General features: G+C 40.3%; 16 protein-coding genes. 15 read left to right on the top strand and 1 reads right to left on the bottom strand.

The features are described 5' to 3' along the window. Window positions 1-656: 656 nt before the first annotated feature. On the bottom strand, window positions 657-2,231 hold the full coding sequence (locus MHB43_RS23780; protein WP_405130538.1) for a DEAD/DEAH box helicase: 1,575 nt from the start codon (window positions 2,229-2,231) through the stop codon (window positions 657-659). 716 nt (window positions 2,232-2,947) lie between these two features. Here MHB43_RS23780 and MHB43_RS23775 point away from each other — a divergent pair. From MHB43_RS23775 to MHB43_RS23705, 15 genes are all read left to right on the top strand, one after another. Beyond that, complete coding sequence (locus MHB43_RS23775; RefSeq protein WP_405130537.1) at window positions 2,948-3,124, top strand: hypothetical protein; 177 nt, start codon at window positions 2,948-2,950, stop codon at window positions 3,122-3,124. 27 nt (window positions 3,125-3,151) lie between these two features. Next, on the top strand, window positions 3,152-3,598 hold the full coding sequence (locus MHB43_RS23770) for a hypothetical protein (protein WP_405130536.1): 447 nt from the start codon (window positions 3,152-3,154) through the stop codon (window positions 3,596-3,598). Next, complete coding sequence (locus MHB43_RS23765) at window positions 3,599-5,176, top strand: hypothetical protein (protein WP_405130535.1); 1,578 nt, start codon at window positions 3,599-3,601, stop codon at window positions 5,174-5,176. Window positions 5,177-5,566: 390 nt separating this feature from the next. Then, window positions 5,567-6,322: a stalk domain-containing protein gene (locus tag MHB43_RS23760; RefSeq protein WP_405130534.1), complete on the top strand. Its 756-nt coding sequence runs from the start codon at window positions 5,567-5,569 to the stop codon at window positions 6,320-6,322. Between the two features lie 72 nt (window positions 6,323-6,394). Continuing rightward, window positions 6,395-6,814: a hypothetical protein gene (locus MHB43_RS23755; protein ID WP_405130533.1), complete on the top strand. Its 420-nt coding sequence runs from the start codon at window positions 6,395-6,397 to the stop codon at window positions 6,812-6,814. Window positions 6,815-6,951: 137 nt separating this feature from the next. Beyond that, window positions 6,952-7,323, top strand: coding sequence for a type II toxin-antitoxin system PemK/MazF family toxin (locus tag MHB43_RS23750; RefSeq protein WP_405130532.1), 372 nt, complete (start codon window positions 6,952-6,954; stop codon window positions 7,321-7,323). Between the two features lie 143 nt (window positions 7,324-7,466). Continuing rightward, complete coding sequence (locus MHB43_RS23745) at window positions 7,467-7,703, top strand: hypothetical protein (RefSeq protein WP_405130531.1); 237 nt, start codon at window positions 7,467-7,469, stop codon at window positions 7,701-7,703. Window positions 7,704-7,791: 88 nt separating this feature from the next. Continuing rightward, the gene (locus MHB43_RS23740; protein WP_405130530.1) at window positions 7,792-8,583 is read left to right on the top strand and encodes a hypothetical protein; all 792 of its coding nucleotides are present in this window, start codon (window positions 7,792-7,794) and stop codon (window positions 8,581-8,583) included. A gap of 165 nt (window positions 8,584-8,748) precedes the next feature. Beyond that, entirely contained in the window at window positions 8,749-8,937 is a 189-nt protein-coding gene (locus tag MHB43_RS23735; RefSeq protein WP_405130529.1) for a hypothetical protein, read from the top strand. Between the two features lie 46 nt (window positions 8,938-8,983). After that, the gene (locus MHB43_RS23730) at window positions 8,984-10,627 is read left to right on the top strand and encodes a recombinase family protein (RefSeq protein WP_405130528.1); all 1,644 of its coding nucleotides are present in this window, start codon (window positions 8,984-8,986) and stop codon (window positions 10,625-10,627) included. After that, window positions 10,566-11,105: an RNA polymerase sporulation sigma factor SigK gene (gene sigK, locus MHB43_RS23725; protein ID WP_405130527.1), complete on the top strand. Its 540-nt coding sequence runs from the start codon at window positions 10,566-10,568 to the stop codon at window positions 11,103-11,105. Before MHB43_RS23730 ends, sigK begins: the two co-directional genes overlap by 62 nt. A 407-nt stretch (window positions 11,106-11,512) precedes the next feature. Continuing rightward, window positions 11,513-12,565 carry a Wadjet anti-phage system protein JetD domain-containing protein gene (locus MHB43_RS23720; protein ID WP_405130526.1) on the top strand — a complete coding sequence of 351 codons (1,053 nt, stop codon included), beginning with the start codon at window positions 11,513-11,515 and terminating at the stop codon, window positions 12,563-12,565. Then, window positions 12,538-14,064, top strand: coding sequence for a replicative DNA helicase (locus tag MHB43_RS23715; protein ID WP_405130525.1), 1,527 nt, complete (start codon window positions 12,538-12,540; stop codon window positions 14,062-14,064). Before MHB43_RS23720 ends, MHB43_RS23715 begins: the two co-directional genes overlap by 28 nt. After that, window positions 14,054-14,824: a DUF6063 family protein gene (locus MHB43_RS23710; protein WP_339186353.1), complete on the top strand. Its 771-nt coding sequence runs from the start codon at window positions 14,054-14,056 to the stop codon at window positions 14,822-14,824. The genes MHB43_RS23715 and MHB43_RS23710 overlap by 11 nt, the downstream gene beginning before the upstream one ends. Then, window positions 14,808-19,253: a chromosome segregation ATPase gene (locus MHB43_RS23705; RefSeq protein ID WP_405130524.1), complete on the top strand. Its 4,446-nt coding sequence runs from the start codon at window positions 14,808-14,810 to the stop codon at window positions 19,251-19,253. Before MHB43_RS23710 ends, MHB43_RS23705 begins: the two co-directional genes overlap by 17 nt. Window positions 19,254-19,295 lie beyond the last annotated feature (42 nt).

The raw sequence follows: 19,295 nt of genomic DNA, 5'->3' as shown, positions 1-19,295 counted from the left end.
TTAATTACTAACATATATAACAATTATAAATATTTAATGCATGGTCCTAACTAGGAAAATGTAACAAATTAAGGTTAAAGTTATGGCTGGATTAACATATATGGCGTAATTGTCGGATTAAAGATAGCCTACAAATTTTGGAGAAAAATATTTTTCAATAGTGCTTTCGATGTATATCTACCTTATTATACCATAAAAATTAAATTAAAGAACTAAAGGATTGTTCAATAAAGTAAACCAAATGACAGACACAACGGTTTATGTTGTGGATGAAGGTGAGCGACAGCCATGGAGTGAAACGGAATGGATCTCGCCACCTATTATTGTTGATGTGTTCAGTGATAGTAATCAGGAACGATACCATCCTAATTAAATCACTTCGCTACGCTCGTAAACGAATTAATCAGCCTATCGCGTTCCTCTTGGCTACGCCAATTCACCTTCCGATTCAATTTGGTACATTCAAATCCCAAATAAATAATCAATCATTAGTCATAAATGCAGTCGTATCAAGGATTTTGAGCAATTGTTTACCTAAACAAATCCTTATTATAAGGGTTTACTCCATGAAAAATATGCAAAATCATCAAAAAACCTATGTAAACACTGACTTTTTTTAATTTTAGCCGTTTTCATCTTTGCACTATTTCAAATTATCAATTGTGTTTCGCCAGTGACCAATACGTCTTAGTGTAGTTTGGATTAGGCTCATTATTATCAAGTTTCCGTTTGTTATTCTTCATCTTGTCTTTCACACTATATGGAAAGTTATTCTCTATAAAGTATTCGTTAATAATTCGACATCCACGTTGTAACCTATTTCTACTGTCTCGAATATTGACCTTCTTAATTAACTCTTCTTGTTCCTCTTTATAAAGTTGCTTGCCTACAATACTATCTAAGTAATCTGAAAGTGTAGCTTTTTCATATGTATCGTCCAATATCGTGTAACTATTTTGTTGAAGCTTAGTTTGTAGATGTTTCATGTATCCATTTTCCTCCTGTAGTATATCTTCGTAAAATTTCTTGTCATAGCTTTCCTTAAAATATCGTAATTCGTTGATTACCTTTTCAACCTTGTCATTGTCTACGGTCACAGTGTCATAGATAACTGGACTACTATATTTCCTGTATTTCTTAACATATTCTAGCGATCCATTATCCATTAGATACTTTGCAGGATCAATTATGCGTTCACAGTCTTCAAGTTTCTTATTGATCATCTTGTCTGAAATATTCTTGATTATTACGGTTACCTTATCACTATTATCAGCAATCCTTTTTCTACCCAAGCACTGTATGAGTATATCTATGTCTTCAATATCGACAATTACATACTTGATTTGTTTGTCTTTGAGGTTGACACCGTTATCCAGTGTGGAAGTTGTGAATAGGAACTTTTCTTCAAATCTCTCTTTTAAAAGCATTTGGCTGATTTTTTCTTTGTCGAGATACTTCTTTTCTCTAGATGTCCCAGATGCAGAACAGACAAAAAGTGAATCCTTGAATATATTATGTAGGGTAAATGCCTTCTTCGCACTCTTGCTGAAACAAACAGCCTTTTGATTCTTAGGAATCGTATGTAGAAACTTTTCTAGCACCTTGTCGTTTCTATAGAAAATTAATTCCTTGATATGACTGTAATCATGAGGGACGTTGTAACTACGATGCTTAATACCTTTAAAGCGGAAATATTCTATTGCCCCATCTGATGTTGCGGACATGAATATCCTGGTCTTTTCTGATTCGGAGATAATCAGATTGAATGAATCTTCTGTGTTGTTGTTAAACTTTGATTCGGTGAGGAAGTAATGGAACTCATCTGACACTATGTACTGGTATTCATTGCTTATTACTACATTTCGTTTCCGTACAACATCCTCGACATTCTGATACAACAGAATCTTTATTACATCTGTCTTATTGTCTTGTTCAATCTCTCGTTGAAATTGTTCACTGAGTCGTGTTCGGTTAAGGAGAAACAGTATCTTAGTTCCTTCACGCTTAGCCTTCTCGTACAGAGTATTCTTGATGAAGTATGATTTACCCACTCCTGTGCCAGCTTCTATTGTTATTGTTTCTCCTTGCTTCCATTGTTCGAACTCGTTTCCTATGATGTCTGTTACTGTGCGTCTCTTTTTGCGAGCAATAGTGGTTGTCCTCCTTATAGTGATAATATGTGTAAGAGTGTTCTTTGAAATATAGAACACAAATATAATACCTGAACTCATGTTATCATAGGTCGTTGACTGTGGCAAGTTCCAGTTGAGATTGTGGATGTTGACGAATGGCAAGCTGAATACATGCTGATTGCTGAGAATACGGAGCGCAGAGGGGAAGCGGAAAGTGACCCAGTTAAGAAGGGAAGGCAAGCAGCATTCTTAAAGGAATATAGGAAGGCAGGACATGGAGGGGATCGCTCAACGGGACAATACGGCCTGTTGAAAAATGTTGCCGATGCTATAGGAGAATCAGAAAGGACGACTAAAAGATTGATCAAATACAATGGAAATAAGAGGTGACTCTGTTAGGGTCACTTTATACCAGTTGGGATAGTTGTGCTCTCATTTCCTATTAATTAATGAAGGATATGAGGAAGAGAATCGAAACTGAGATGTCACTATAGTAGAAGAGAAAAGAAATATTTTAAAACACAAAGATAATGCTTTACAAATTAACTTAGTTTGAATTATATTAAGAGAGTAAGGTTAACGAATTCCAAGACGAACCCTTGGAGCCTATGAATACAGTTGAACGGGGGAGGGATGAGATACGCGCAGGATTCCATATGTGTGGTACAGGTTGATGCAGCGGATAGGCTGGAAGTGATCCAAGGAGAACATTAGGTAACAGGGATGAAGACGAGGAATAGGGAAGAGTTCGGATATAGATTGACAGTAGATAGTGAGAGTCGAAAATAATACATATAGAATGGGGAATTGTGAATATGAAAGTGAAGATTCTATTGAAGGATGGAAGAAGTATCGTAAGTAGAACAAGTGACTATGAGAGAGAGCAAATTGACGGAATGCTGATGTCCATTCAGAGTAATTTTGATATGTATGTAGAAGGAAGCTACATCTGTAAAGGTAACGAGGTGAAAAAGCTCACCGTTGAGTTTTAAATCATAGATACAGGGAGAGATATATTTTTGAAAATACCTAATTATCATATACCATGGTTGGGGAAGTATATCCTTAACCTTAAGATGAATGCTCAAGGCGAAAGAATGAAAAAGCGTTTCCTAGATGATATACTTTCTCCATTGAATGACACATGGAATAAGGAAATTGAGAGTCTTACAATGCTATATGCGGAGAGAGACGAATATGGGGATTTAATCATTCTTGAATCAAATGAAGTTGGAGATAGGCTTGCTATGAAAGACAAGGAAGCATTCATTAAGGATTACAATGATCTTGCCCTAGAGAATGCGTACATTCCTACTGAGGGAGAAAACGAAGACATTGTTATTCATATTGTGAAAATGTTCCTTGAAATGGACTGTCTTGCTCAAACACCAGAAGCCTATGAGATATATGAGTTCTATCGAAATAAATTCACTGAATTTCTAAAAGATAAAAAGGGAGATGTCTAATTGAGTTATTGTCAGGTTATGTTCAACAAAGATTTTTTGTATATGGGGGCTGATTCAGCCATATCTACTGAAGTTAATGGTGTGAACTTCCGACTTAGTAATGATGGTAAAAAGATTTGGAGAATTGATGATATGATCATTTTCTCGGCTGGTGATGTTGATCTTGCAAAGATAATTATGGAAGAGTTCGAGAAATCACAACATAGAGACATGAAAGCTTTGAAGAAAATCATCAAATTTTGGTTTGAGCGATATTACAAAAGACGGCCTGGTATTAAAGAAAGGGTTGATAAAGGTAAATTAATTGCTCATACATTAGTAGCCAAATTTGAAGATGGGAGCCCTGTTTTATATGAATTTAGTCAGGAGAATGAGTTTGAAATAAACAAAATTAGAGCTCATGATAAAACGGCTTTTTATACATCTGGCGTCAATGTTGATCGGGATCGTGACTTTTTCATCGAACAGGCAGAAACAGCAAATGATGTTTTCGAAGCCTACAGAAATACATACAGTTTTGCATCAAACTCACAAATTGGAGGGAATATAGAATTGTACGTCCTTGCTAAACAGGGAATTCGTAAGATTCTAGATGAGAAAATTGAAGAAAATCCATTTGAGTGGTTTCTAGGAGATAGAAGATTCACGAATCACACAGAGAGAATTAAGAAGTACATTTTGGCTGAAGCTGATCTAGTAGGCAACAGGCTTACACTTAGAGATGGTGAAGGTATTATGAAAATGTTCCCGAAGATTGGATTTTGGAGTGGGTCAGAAGATTTTGATGATGCAGCATTTTCCGTGGATCTATACGGCAACCTTAAAGCTCACAAAGCTAAGTTTTACGGTAAAGCTGGCGATGTTCTGCTGGATACAGATGCAGGAATCCTAGACATGGATAAGTTTGATATCATTAATGTGGGAAAATTGGTTGCTGAAATGCTTGAGGTTAACACAATCCTTGCTGACGAGGGCTACATCAACAACCTTACCGTAAACCGAGTAAAAACAATTGGAAAAGACGCAGATGTTGGGCAGTTCATTGACTACATTGACATCCAAGACAATTACCAACGTTGGATTACTGCACAAGTTCAGTCAAAAACACAGGCAAAGGATTCACGTGATCGACTGTTGTTCTGGCAGGATAGTGAAAAGCGGATACTTACAACTGATGGTACAGGTATTATTGCGTATTCCTATAAGTTGACTAATGAGAAGATTAAACGAGAGATTAGTTTTGATGGTTCAGGTGATGCAGCACAACCTACAGATATTATTGGTACAGGTGATGGTGGGGCAGATAATCGGGCTAAGATGGTAAACACGAAGTACAACGGTGGTTATAAGCAACTTTATAAAGCAAGCAATACTGGAAAAGAGCGTAGTGTTGAATTCAGGGATGACGGATTATATCTAGACTCTCAAGACGAGAAGGTAGTAATCACCGCTAAGGAGTTAACAGCAATGGCTGATGGAGGGCCAATGAAGATCGGTAACACGAATGGTTATATTGAGATTACAGCAGACGGTACGTTTGAATTCCATGGTAAAGCATTCAATTTTCACACAAACTAATCAATAAAGGGGAACATACATATGAGTAAAAACTATGATCTAGAAAAAGCATTAATGACGGAACTAATTGAAACGAGAGATTTGTACGAAACGACCATGAACGAAAATGATATGTCATGGAGCACAATCTTACAAAGATGCTAGATAACTACATCTATGAACAAATTAAAGAATACACTGAGCCAGACATGTTAAATAGTTACATAAGCCTGATCACACATGAACCAGAAGAGACTAAGGAGCCAAACCTTAATATTGGTAAAGAGGTTTACATCAATGGAGTAAGAGTGAAGTAGTTAAGTAACAAAATTCATTCGTGTGACCGATATATGGATATACTGTATCTAGATTTTACTAGGTATATCCCATATTAAATTGGAGGTACATAAGATGAAAAAGATGTTTAAAAAACTACCAACATTTCTACTTGGAGCAATTGTTGGTGTTACTCTTACAGGAGCAACGGCGGTAGGGGCAGCTACATACCTTAAAGCGACACAATCTAGTGTTAAGCTAGTGGTTGACGGTACTCAAGCTAAATTGTCTGATTCACCATTAAACGTAAATGGTCGCTTATATTTGCCTGTGCGTGATACCGCAAATGCTATGGGTTATTCAGTTGAATCTGTTACAAAGTCGCAAGTTTCATTGAAAGAAGGCGTGTCATCCAGTGACACGACAAACAACTCTAGTTCAACAGGCAGTAAAACTGGTTCGGCAGAATCGCCTAGCCAAAATACAAATACGACAACAAGTAAAAAGGTGAATAATTTGAAAGAGACTTATTCGACAGACGGAAAGCTAGATGCTGATAAGATTCGCACAGCATTAAACGCTGGTACATTGGATGTAAATGCTCAGGACTCATCTAATGGTGGAAATACACTGCTAATGTACGTTATTGAAGAAAATAATTACGAAGCTTACAAAGCAATCAAGAGAAATGCCCTCGATGTTAATGTTCAACGTGATGACGGAAAAACGGCGCTAATGTTGACCGTGATTACTAAGAATGTGTTTTATTTTGGGGAAATGACAAATTTGAAAGCAGATGCAAAAATCAAAGATAGTTCTCAAAAGCAAGCAATAGATTACGCTGACGATAACTCAACTGAACAGAGGTATCTTAAAATTTATATGATGTAAGAAAGGAAGATTATTATCGCTAAAGTAGCACTTGTAGGATCAACTATACAAGAATCAAACAAAAGTGGTCACGTGTCATATGTTGAAAGATATCAAAGTGGAACGGAATGTTCATCTTGGGATCAATTCGGCAACTGTACGGGATATAGTCCTACATACACCACCACAACTCACACAACTGGAGCTAAGGTTACGGGCACTTTAGCATCCAACAGCAACAAGTTTACAGTCAATGGTGTCCCCATTGCGTGTGTGGGTGACCAGACCAACGAGAACTGGACTGCTGATCCATCTCCTTCCCCCAAGCTTGGCGGTACAATTATTTCAATCAGTCCCGGCACATCTGGTAGTGGTCAGGGACGAATTACAACAGGTAATGGAGCACATGTGACATTGAACGATAAATTGATTGCTGTAGAATCTTCAACGGTTGCAACACATCTAGGAACGTCTACAACGATTAATGAAGGCAACAGTCTAATTAACATGTAACATCATCACAATAAAGGATTGGGCAAATAAGCCTGATCCTATTTCTTCTATATAAAACACAAAAATAATACTTGTAAAATAGTGTAGTCTGAATTATAATTCAAATATAAAGAAAACGACAAACGGAGTGATGAAAGTTGACTGCTGAAACTAAAGAATATCGTCGGTACGAATTATGGTTCGCAAATTTGACAAATGCCAACAACGGTAGCGTGCAGAGAGGGAAACGTCCAGTTTTAATTACGCAGAATGACATGGCAAATCGTTATAGCCCCACTGTTCAAATTGCATCCGTGACCACCTCAAAAAAGAAGGACTTGCCAACTCATGTCAATCTGAATGCAACGGAATGTGGCTTACGTAATGACTCAATTGTAATGTTTGAAACGATAACCACCGTTCAAAAGGATCAGCTTCTTTGGAGGATCGGGGCTGTGCCTGAAGAGTATATATCTATGTTGGATCGAGCTGGTCAGGTGCAAATGGGATATATCAGTGCATGGGATTAATTAACTACATACAGCTTAAGCAGTGTTTTATATAGATAGACACCGTTGATTTACTATAAGGGTGGTGATGCCATTGACTTGATTTTGCTTTAAATTAACCTGTCAATTGTGTTTATCAAATATAAAAACACGGAGGAAAGTATATGCAGCCTGAATTAAAACAAATTGCAGACATAAACGAAGCAGATTTTATTGAACTTCTAAGTGGGGAAACAGATGATTTTTCTAAGGGAAAAATATATGAGGTTGAAGTCGATACACAGGGTTTGATATTCACAGAAGATGAGCACTTTGTGTACGATGATTTACATATACCCAATACCGAGTTTTTTTACAATCCACAACTAGAAATTCGGAGTTACAAGAAAATTAGTGAGTAGAGATTATACAATTACAGAGTCGGGCTTAATGTCCGACTTCTGAATTCTCAATAACACAAAAATAATATTTTATAAAGGGGTTAATGATTTGGCAAAACGTCTCATTGCAGATGAAGTATTAGAAGAGTGGATTAGTACATATGGTGATCAAAATTACGTTGACTATAAGTTGCGCGCACTAGCATTTGCAGAAAAATGTTCCGAAGAAGGCATAATTACACATGATGAAAAATTCAGCGCATTTCTACTCCATGGGAGCATCTACAGCCGAATAACCAATTGTAAGTACAACACTGGAATGTATAAACACGTAGAGTGTGAATGGGAGAATGAAGAGGAAACTTTTTTAGCTGTCCTACATAAAAAGCAAGCATTCTGGTTATTGTGGAAAGAAGTTACGGAAGAATACATGAAAAATGATTTTAAGCATTCATTCAGACCAACGATTGACAGATTGAATGAAAAAGAAGGTTATAGCTTGGATAACATACAAGTATTAACAAATGCAAAGAATTGCGCCAAAGCAACTAGCTTTCCTCACTATCTATTTACTGTAGTAAATACTACTGATCCAACGAAACAGCAAACTTTTCGACGATTTGATTCTAAGGGCGCGGCATTTAAACATATAGGCTTACCCTATTCAAAGTCTGACACTGGAAGATTCCATCAGGTAGGTAACTGTCTTTATTTACTCCAGTCGGAAGACGTAACTTTAGGAAGGGTAGAAATGGAAGAATATGAAAACCCTGAAGACGTAAGTTATACGGGATCTTTCTCAATAACTACAGAGCATCCGCATGGTGGAACAATAACGATCAATAGAAATTTCACTTATGAAAGAATGGCAATTATTTTAAAGCAAGACCAACTAATATAAATCATATTAGAAGCTATTGTGTTCGTTAAATTGAGAGAGTTAGTTACATTGGACATGTACATTTAGAATCTTAGAAGTGATTTAGGTAGTGTGAATAGGCTGAAGTGAAGCAAATTGTCAACCGTGAAGTTATACAGACAAATTAGGAATAGGACGATCTCTCCTTTGAATAAAGTTTCTCAAGAGGGGGAGGGATACAAAATAGCCATTAAAAAAGAAGTTGAGATTGTGTATGTTCCAAATGAAGAAATCATGCAAAATACATACTATAACGATGAACCACTACATCAAGTAATTGACTATATTATCGACAAAATGTTTCAAGATCAACAAAGTGATGAGGGTGGCGAATAGCCACCTTTTGTCATTCTAATTTACTCTATATGGAGGTGAGTCAGCATTGAGACAGGTCGCAGTCTATCCACGTGTGTCCACCGGAATGCAAGCATCTGAAGGAACGAGTTTGGAGGGACAACTTGAGCTATGTTACAAGAAAGCCAGAAGCTTAAACATCTCAAAAGAAGAAATAAGAGAATATATTGAGTCTGGATTTACAGGGGAGGACATAGACAGGCCAGCATTAAATGCTTTGATGCAAGACGTAAAGGACAAAAAAATAGGGAAATTGATTGTTACACACCCTGACAGGCTTACAAGGGATTTAACTGATAAGCTGATAATATGTCGTGAACTTGAAAAGAATGATGTAGAACTAATATTTGTAGATACTGAATACCTTACGACGCCCGAAGGTCAACTGTTCTTCAATATGATGTCATCTATTGCTCAATATGAGTTGCAGTTAATCAAAAAAAGAACAGTAAGGGGAAGAATCAGGGCAGTGGAGAAAGACGGAAAGATAATGCCAATGAGGGTAGCGCCATATGGATACAACCTTGCTGGTGGAGAACTAACTATAAACCAAGAAGAAGCAAAGTTTGTTCATCTGATATATCAGTGGTATGTACATGATGGGAAAACTCTAAGAGAGATAGGAGAAGAACTTTCTAAGCTTGGGGCTATCCCAAAGAGAGCAGAAAGTAAAGCTTGGAATGCAAGTTCGATATCTAGAATACTTACATCTCAAATCTATATTGGTAAATATTTTTACAATAAGCGTGAAACCAGAAAATTAAAAGGGCAAAAGACTGCCAAGGGAAAAACGAAAAAAACATACAAGATTAGAGATGAAACGGAATGGATTCAGGTTAATGTCCCATTAATAATTAATGAAGAATTGTTTAATTTAGCTCAAATCCAAAGAGGTAAAAATTTGACGCGCAAAGGTGGAAATGTCAAACACACATATCTTCTCAAATCCCTTATGCGATGTGGTCACTGTGGTAGAAGATGGGAGTCAACAACATACAACTCAAAAAAACAAGGCGAAAAAGTGACTTACCCCATATATCGCTGTTCGGGAAAATATCCAAGAAAGTTTGGAGAATCAGTCCATAAATGTCCCGTTCCAACTTTGCGTACAGATATACTTGATGATTTTGTATGGAATATTATAATCAAACTCTTGAACAATCCAGATGAAATCATATCTAGACTTAAGTCTACATCTAATTCACCAGATGATAATTTAAAAGATCTTGTTGCCGAATATTCCCGACAATTAAAAAGCAAAGAAGATGAACGTACTAAAATTAAACTTATGTTTCGCAAGGGAATTATAAACGAAGAAGAACTGGATATGGATATTAGCCAATTAGATAAGGAGAAGACCAAAATACAGTGCGAACATGACAAAATCCAATCTAAACTGAATGCAAGAAATAAACATGAAGTAACGCAAGAGCAACTGATAAATTTGGCTAAAGAATATAAGAAATTTATGAAATTGAACTTATCCAGTGAAGATAAGAGGTTTATTGTTGACAAGTTAATTGATGAAATTATCATAACTCATGAAAAGGATAAGAATCGCTTCTCCATATCATGCACTGGCTACTTAGGCAATAAATTTACATTGCACAATGATTCATATGTTAACCTTGTTTCGAGTACACAACGTCAAGAAGTTCGACAATACGGGTGAAGATCAGGAAGACCTGATTTCCATCGGAACCATTGGTTTGATCAAAGCCATCGAAAGTTTTCAACAAGGCAAAGGTACGAAGCTTGCCACATTTGCGGCGAGATGTATTGAAAACGAGATACTTATGCATTTGCGTTCCCTGAAGAAAACACGCAAAGACGTATCCCTGCATGACCCCATTGGTACGGACAAAGAAGGCAACGAAATCACACTGATCGATATCCTCGGAACAGAAGCCGACGACGTTGTAGATAAAGTGCAGCTCAAGATTGAAAAAAGCAAAATCTATCGCAATCTCGACATCCTGGATGATCGGGAGAAGGAAGTTGTAATCGGTCGATTTGGCCTGGAAGCAGGCGGGGAGGAACGAACTCAACGCGAAATTGCGAAGGAACTGGGCATCTCACGTTCTTATGTATCACGGATTGAGAAGCGGGCGTTAATGAAGCTGTACCACGAGTTTTATAAGCAAAAGTAGTTGCTGAACAGACCAGAGGGCGCCTTGTACAAAAGGTGGCCTCTTTGCTGTTTGAACGGATGTGTAGATTTCTCTTTTTTTAAATTTGGTCTCCTGAATCTGGTTAGATTAAAGAGGTCGACTTGTCGGCTTTGGTGGGGAGTGTAGTGTATACTGTAAATACACATTATTTTAGTTGCGACACAATTTAAAAATATTAATGATTGGAGCGTTTTTCATGGGAAAGTTGAATTTATCGGCAGCGTTGATTGAGAGAATTGCAAATAGGAACGACGAGATTGTATGAAACAGATACATATATTGGTTGAGTCCCAACAGACAGTCAAAGATTTGATATCCTTTGAAAAGTCATTTCAAATTTATCACTTTTATGTTGAATCCATTCATTTATTTGAGATGCATTGCCTATGAATATCAAGCAAACGATAAAAGAGAAACTTAGTCTTTTCAAAAAAGTGACAATTACCCTTGAAGAGTTGGAAATGCTGTTTGGCAGCATTGAATCCAATCCTAGTGAGTTTGTAGAGTTGGTATTAGAATTGGAGCAAGATGGAGTGCTCGAACCGGTGAAGTCTGCTGGTCGTACAATGAAACAGAAGTCACTTGCTTACCGTTATCGTGTCAACAGACCAGCCATTGTGAAGCAGCACAATCAGCATCTCCAACAGTATCGTCTTAAGATTCATTCAACAATACTGTTGGATAGCTATTTTGGAATGTCGGAACAGCAATTTATTGAGGATCGACCGTGGATTGACCGTATCGATTATTTCCTGAAAACCAAGGGTTTTCCATTATCGATGGTTCCGGCTCCGGAACGAAGCTATCAGCTCACCGGAAATGAGAAGTGGATTACTGATCTAGGTGGAGCTGCACTGCTAAAGCGGCTTGGAGTGTGGGACTTGCTTCGTATTCATCCGGTATCCGATCCGTTAATGTTGGCTGTAAATCCATACCAGACAACAGAATCTCTTTTTTTAAGGTGTACACATTTAATCGTAGAGAATAAAACGACATTTCAAGCACTGCTCCCTGTTTTGCCGTCAAGTTCTTTCAATACGTTAATTTACGGCTGTGGCAATAAAATTACTGGGAATTTGGACATGTTTTCGTTGCAGTATCCCATAACAAATCGTGAGCACCGTTTCTTTTACTTTGGGGATCTTGATTATGAGGGGATACGTATCTGGCATGAGGCAAACAAGCAACAGATGATGATCCCGGCGCTTCCATTCTATGAAGCTTGTTTGGAGCAACCCTATGTACTAGGAAAAAACAATCAGCGAAGAGTAGATCATGCTGTAGAGGAATTTTCCTCGTTTTTCAGCCAGCGGCAGCAGTCTCAGATCAAAAACTGCCTTCATTCAGGAGGATACTACCCGCAAGAAACGTTGTCATCGCAACAATTGCAGCACATATGGAGGAGTGAAGCATGGAATCAATGGATCGATTTGAATTAGAAGACACGCTGTCTGGTTTTCAGGAACGTATGTCGAAGGTGGCTCTGTTTGATCCTTTATTTGAGTTGCAACGGAAAAAGAAAAACGACGAGCTCGGACAGCCCATTGAGATGATGGAGCTTGGTTTGCTGGCCTTGTTGTTTTTCTTTGAACATAAGCTTATGAGAAATACGAAGGTGGGGGTCAAGGATCTAGCTCTATATTTACTGCGTATTACGGAAGGGCAGTTGAAGGTAGACATCTCGCAATGCGAGGATTTGGCACGGGACATTATTCAAGTTTTTCGTCCAGCTTCGGGTAAAAAGCGTGAATTTACGTTTTTCAATTGGGAAACCCGAGAACGGCAGACGATATATACATCTATTCTGAGGGCGAATGCTTTTGATTCAAAGAACAATACACAATTTTATGCGCTGGATGAGGATGGGCTTGAACTGGTGTTTGCAACGAAGGAGTTTTATTCAGAATTTCAGCTGTCCATTCATCAACTAGTCCTCCGCAAGCAACTCGAAAAAGGTGAGTTCCAAGGAGCGCTGCGACAAATCAATGAAATGCGGGTAGACGTCGAGTCATTGCAGGAGCGAATGGTAAAACTTGAGCATGAAATTAAACGCAGTATTGTATCAGAAGAGACACTAAAACGGTACAGTGTACTGTTGGAGGATATTTATGCTCGATTACAACGGGAAAATGAAGAGTTTGAAGAGCTAAGACAATTCGTGAAAGAAACGCTGACGCGTTTGTATGCGGATACGAACTTGGAGAAGCAGGAACGCGCTTATGAGTATATTTTGCGCATTTCCAATGAGTTAGAGAGAGTTCACGCCGAGCATTCGGGCTTATTACAGCAATGTATGAATCTAAAGAATCATGCTCTGCATTCGGCCAAGGAGTCGCTGTATTACACGGGACTTAGTTCTTTCAATTTTGAACAGGATGTTGCAGGTATCGTATTCGGGCTACCGCTGCCTCTTGAGTCGATGAAAGGGGTAATATCTCCTTTTATGAGGCTGGGGCAGATACGAAGTTGGTCGCTGTTGACGTTGTTTGCTGAACAAAATATGACCGGCATGGATGAGCAAGCACCACGGGTAGATAGCTTCCTGGAGGTTTCTGGTGAAGACAACGATCTACAGTTTGCATTGCATCGGGGAGCTTTCTTTATGGAGATCATGAAATTGCTCATTCGGGAGCTTAATGAAAAAACGGAGATTGAATTGTATCAATTTATAGAACGATTGGAAAAGTATGGACGAAGACATTGGTTAGACAGGCGCAGCTTTTATGACTTTTGGCTGATTCTACATCAACGAAGCCCAGTCCAGGCATTGTCCATGGATCGAAGAGATGATAACAATACTGGACTGGAGGAAGTATTTGGTCTGCTGGGACATCAGATGCTGGTTGTCTCTGAGTGTCCAGGTATGGTCGAGACGGGTACGCGCTATCAAATCCAAAATATGAAGTTAAAGTGGGGGAACGAGCAAGGTGACCTATAGCTATAATAATGAAACGGTAATGAAGGCGTTCAAGCTGTATTCGCAACTGGCCCTGAGCGGGGAAGTAGAGAAAGAGAGTATGCAGGAATATATGGCGGATGACGAAGTTCGAGGACTTGTCGATCAGTTTGCGGCTGAGGTGGATTGCGCTGTGATTGTAACAGGCGATGGGTTGTATCTGATTCCACTCGTTCGTTTGTCGCCGTTTCATGTGAGCAATGACTATATGAAGAAAACCTATCTACGGTCTTCTGCGGTAAATGCAGACTTGTACCTTATGTACATGGCCATCATTGTGTTTATTGGTGCTTTCTATGACAGTTATCAGAGTCTGGAGCCAACCAGGAATTTTATTCCTCTGGATGAATGGGCCGTGTTGTTACAGGAGAGAGTTGAACTGCTCAAGGAGTTTGAAGAGGAGCAATTAAAAAGTTACGAGGTCGAGTTCTCTTATCATTGGTCGGCTGTCATTGAGAAATGGGATACGATGGATGATATAAAAGAAACAGCAAAGCGGCAAACAGGGAATACGATCAGCCGTCTCAGCTTTCTGGATACGGTCAAGCGTTTTTTGCTGGAACAGCAGCTGGCTGAAGAGGTTGGTGCAGGTGAGTTAGCTTTGACCGAGAAGGCCAAAATGATTGTACAGCGATATTTTATGGAGCTGGAGTATAATCGGGGGATTCTGAATTTTCTTTACAGTCTGGATGAGCGAAAAAAAATTGCTGGAGAGGATGAAATTCATGCCGTCGATCTCTAAAATCAGGTTTACCCATGTGCTCTATGAAGGTGGGAACAAAAGATATAATGATGAGATATTTCAGTTTGATGGCCATAACGGTGCGATTCTCCTGGAGAACGGCGGCGGAAAAACGGTGTTTATTCAAACGGCGCTGCAGGCAATGTTGCCGCACTCGGAATTGGCCGGGAGAAAGCTCAAAGATACGCTTCTTTTGGAGAATGGCCCGGCTCATGTTGCGATAGAGTGGATTTTGAACGACAAGCCGCGTCGCAGATATGCGATGACGTGCGTTAGCCTTTTCCTTAACACCAGCGGTGTTGATTCTTATCGTTATACCTATGAATATGGTGAACATGATGGGAACGGACTGGAGTCTATCCCGTTCGTCAAAGAGCATATGGGGAAGACAAGGCCGGCAGACAAAGGTGAAATGCAAGAGTATTATTCCTCGATGGCACAGCGCTTTCCACTGACGGCTCAAACTTTTGGTACGCTTAAGGAGTATAAGGCCTATATTGAAGAGAATTTCCATATTATAGCGTCAGAGTGGGAGGCTGTAGCGAAAATAAATAGTACGGAGGGCGGGATAGAGAACTTTTTTGATGATTGCAAATCAACATCACAGCTGTTTGACAGACTGCTGATCCCTACGGTTGAAGAAGCAATGGAAGGCTTTGAGAAGGGCAGCTTCGTAGACATATTTAATACACATCGTGAAGGTTTCAAGCGCTATAAGGAATTAAAAGAACAAATCGAGGAAAATAAGCTGATTTTGCAGGAGTTAAGCCACTATGTGCAATTATATGAAGGACTGCATCAAGCCGGGGAACGTTACAATGAAGCACGCGCAGAGGGGAAAGCGTATCAGAAGTTAGCATGGCAGCAGCAAGGGGAGCAACAGATGGAGAAGGCCGGGCTTGTCGAGCGTTTACAGCTTTGGACAAAACAGCAAGAGGAGCTCCAGTTGCAGCTTAAATCCCTGGAACTTGCGGAAGCTGAGCAGGAACACTCCGTGCTGGTGAACAGCTTAAATCGAGTTCAGGAAGAGACGGATATGCTGTACAAGCGGCTTCAGCACGCAGCAAGAACTTTTTATTCACTGAAATACTCAGAGCATCGAGTAAGTATGGAAGTGGCCGAGGCACGTTTGCAACAGGTGGAGCAGCAGCTTGAAAGGCTTGAACAAAATGAGGACGAGCAGCAGCTGCAAGAGCGCTGGGAACAAAACGGTGGAGAATTGCGAACGGCTTTTGCCCTGGACGACGAAGAGATATCTCTGTCTCTGACAGAACAGGCTTCTATTCTTGAGGGTCTGAAAATCGAAGAGATTGAAATGAAAAAAACCATTGATCGGCTTCTTGCTGAGACCCGGTCATGGGACCTGAAACTACATGAGAAACAGACCAAATTTGATGAAAAAAAAGAACAGCAGCACAAAATTGCTCGCGCTATTCTGGCTAATCCTTCACTGGAAAAGGTTGAGGAGCAGATTCCGGTTTGGTCTGCACGACAGCAAAAGTTGGAGGACAAACGGATCGATCATATGCGTCAGCTCAAGCAGATGAATGAAGAACAGGAAATCATTCGGACCCGTCGACGAGTAATGGAGGAGGAACTCCGCGAGAAGGAACGAGAAAAGGCAAGACTGGAACAGCAACAGAAGCAGCTAAATGAAGAGCATGACACTGTGGTTCGTGAGTTGGGTATGCTGCGTCCGAATTGGGAACGGCTCACCTCTGTATACGATAAAGAAGCTTCCGTCAAGGAGCGGCTCAAGGAAGGGATGCTAAAAAGACAGGAACAAAAAAAGACATTTTTGCACAAAGAACGGCTCGCTTACCGCTATGTAGATGACTACAATGAACAGGAGATATTTTTCGCTGACACTGTCATTGAACGATTCGTCAAGACTTGGAAAAGACAACTCAGTTTGCTGCAAACGGGCACTGAATATGCTCGTGCACTGAATCTGGGGGATGATGCTTGGGAACGGTGCGAAGATAGTCTGTGGTCCGTGACCCTGGTCACAACAGAAGGGGAAAAGAAACTGCTTATGCAGAAGCTCGCGGCTGTAAAAGATGAATTTGCTTATCCCATCCGTGTGCTCAGTACGGCAGAAGCGGCGGCGATGATACAAGGAACTGGGAAGCAAGAGTCCAAAGAGCATTGGATCGTTCCTGCACATTGGCAGGGAAATGAAGAGGAAGCCGGCTTTCAGCAGTGGAAGGCAGGATTGCTGGAGCGGGCCGAGCAGATCAGGCGGGAGCGTGAGAATAGAGAAGAGGAACTGATGAAATGGCAAACTGCCGAACATCTTTTTCGGCAGTTTCTACACAAATACCCGTTGTCGTATTCCCAGGCGTTGGAGCAGCAACTTTATGCAAGCCGCCAACGGGTGATCCGCTTTACACAAGAAATCCAGCAGAATGAACAGCGATCCAGGCAGCTTGAAGAGTCGATGGACAAATACCGTACGGAACTTATTGAAATGCAAGATGTGATTCATCAACTGGGAGTCTGGCTGAAGGATGGGCAAAGTTATGTAGTACTTGGTGTGGAGCGAGGCAAGCTGGAGAAGGAGCTTGCGCCGATCAGTGAGCAACTGTCTGGTATGCAAAAACAGCTTAGGATGAAGAAATATGGGTTGACCAGAGTTCTGGAGGAACAATCTGTTGTGCAGCAGGAGTACCATGACGCGAATACGAGGCTGCAATTGTTGCGCAATGATGAGTTATACCGGAAAGTGCAGGGATTTGTTTATGTTGATGCAATCCGCTCGATGACGGAGCTTAAGGAAGAGCATAAAGTCTTGGAGCAGGAGCGCTCCGGTATCATGAAAGAACGCAATCAACTTGAAATGGAGCAGGGGCACGAACGGGAAAAGAGGTCTTTGGCGGAAAAGGGAATGAGCGATTTGCTCCGTGAGCATTCTGATTTGGATTTGGATACAGAGCTGTACCTGCCGGTCGAGCTGGAGAGGCAGAAGCAGTCGGCATGGCAGCGAATCGAACGATACCGCGATGAATTTGAACAGCTGACAGAACAGCTACAAAAACAAAAGGCTGAGATACAAAATAATGAAGGACGCATGACAATTTTACGACAGCAGTTTAGCATTCAATTTCCGGAGAAGCAGCCAGCCCGGTTTGACGATGACCTGAAGGCAGTTAAGCTGAATCTGCAACAGGAAAATATAAAGCTAAAGCTAGAGAAGAAGGAATGGCAACAGCGAAGCGATGCCGTAGAACATCAGATTAATGAACTGAATGGTGTGCTGCAGCTATGGGATAAGCATACCCTCGTGCATCGTATGAATGACGAACGGATACATCCTGCACATTTGGAGGAACGTCGTGTACTGGATTTTACTTATGCTCGCATGGAGCTTAGCGAGCGCTCTGTCACTGAGCTCAAATCCTGTTTGCAAAAGAAGGAGCGGGAGCAGAGTATCGTTGGCAAAGGTAGGGACAGCTTTAAAAATTTCTGTATTTCCAAAGTCAAGGAAGTGAAACTTCGGCAAATGGCCATCCAGGGGATCGAATTGAAAGATTCCTATGCAGAAGTTATTGAATTCAGACAGACGATGGAGTCGAGAATTCAGAAGGCAATTCACATCATGGAAGAAACGATTCAGACCTATGATCGTGATCTGCAAGAGTTTATTCAGAGGATTCACACGCATTTGAAGCGAATTGTACAGGAATTGAAAGAGCTGCCGAAGAAGACGCGGATTAAATCCGTTGAAGGTTGGCGGGAAATCTTCAGTTTTTCTATCCCGGAATGGGAAGAGCAAGACGGTAAGGATCGCATTCGCAGCTATATGGAGTGGATTCTGTCTCAGTTAGAGGGGATTCAATATACCATCGATGAGTCTGGTAATACACAGCAGGGCGATCTGCGTAAAAGTCTGGAAAAATGGCTCGATTCAAGACAACTTCTTCAGGTTGTATTGAAGGGTGAAGCGATGAAGGTCACCTGCCGTAAAGTGACGAATGACCACCAGGTGACGAGAGCTTCATATTCTTGGGAGCAATCGAACCGCTGGTCGGGTGGAGAAAAATGGAGTAAGAATATGACATTATTCCTCGGATTATTGAACTACGTTGCTGAACGTCGTCAGTATATCAAAGCCAATATGAAGCTACACCGTACAGTTATTCTGGACAACCCATTTGGAAAGGCTTCGAGTGATCATGTGCTCAGTCCTGTATTCTTTATTGCGGAACAGCTGGGATTTCAGATCATTTCCTTGACTGCACATGCAGAGGGCAAGTTTTTGCAGGACTATTTTCCAATTGTATACAGCTGCCGTCTTCGGAGTACGAACGATGCATCCAAGCAAATTATTGATTCGACCCATCGAGTACAACATGCTTATTTCCGGGATCATGCCCCTGAAACGCTGGCAAGAATTGACTTGAGGGTGGATCAGATGGAGCTGTTTTAAGGTTGGGATGAGGATACATTAAGGGTTAAATTAAAGGAAAAT

This window comes from Paenibacillus sp. FSL H8-0317 (assembly GCF_045040685.1).
Lineage (GTDB): Bacteria > Bacillota > Bacilli > Paenibacillales > Paenibacillaceae > Paenibacillus.
This window is presented reverse-complemented; position numbering and strand designations above follow the sequence as displayed.

Excerpts from the sequence above, each read along its gene's own strand:
- sigK (WP_405130527.1), top strand. The coding sequence starts at position 10,566 with ATGATTCATATGTTAACCTTGTTTCGAGTACACAACGTCAAGAAGTTC.
- MHB43_RS23775 (WP_405130537.1), top strand. The coding sequence starts at position 2,948 with ATGAAAGTGAAGATTCTATTGAAGGATGGAAGAAGTATCGTAAGTAGA.
- MHB43_RS23760 (WP_405130534.1), top strand. The coding sequence starts at position 5,567 with ATGAAAAAGATGTTTAAAAAACTACCAACATTTCTACTTGGAGCAATT.
- MHB43_RS23715 (WP_405130525.1), top strand. The coding sequence starts at position 12,538 with ATGGAATCAATGGATCGATTTGAATTAGAAGACACGCTGTCTGGTTTT.
- MHB43_RS23745 (WP_405130531.1), top strand. The coding sequence starts at position 7,467 with ATGCAGCCTGAATTAAAACAAATTGCAGACATAAACGAAGCAGATTTT.
- MHB43_RS23705 (WP_405130524.1), top strand. The coding sequence starts at position 14,808 with ATGCCGTCGATCTCTAAAATCAGGTTTACCCATGTGCTCTATGAAGGT.
- MHB43_RS23780 (WP_405130538.1), bottom strand. The coding sequence starts at position 2,231 with ATGAGTTCAGGTATTATATTTGTGTTCTATATTTCAAAGAACACTCTT.
- MHB43_RS23720 (WP_405130526.1), top strand. The coding sequence starts at position 11,513 with ATGAATATCAAGCAAACGATAAAAGAGAAACTTAGTCTTTTCAAAAAA.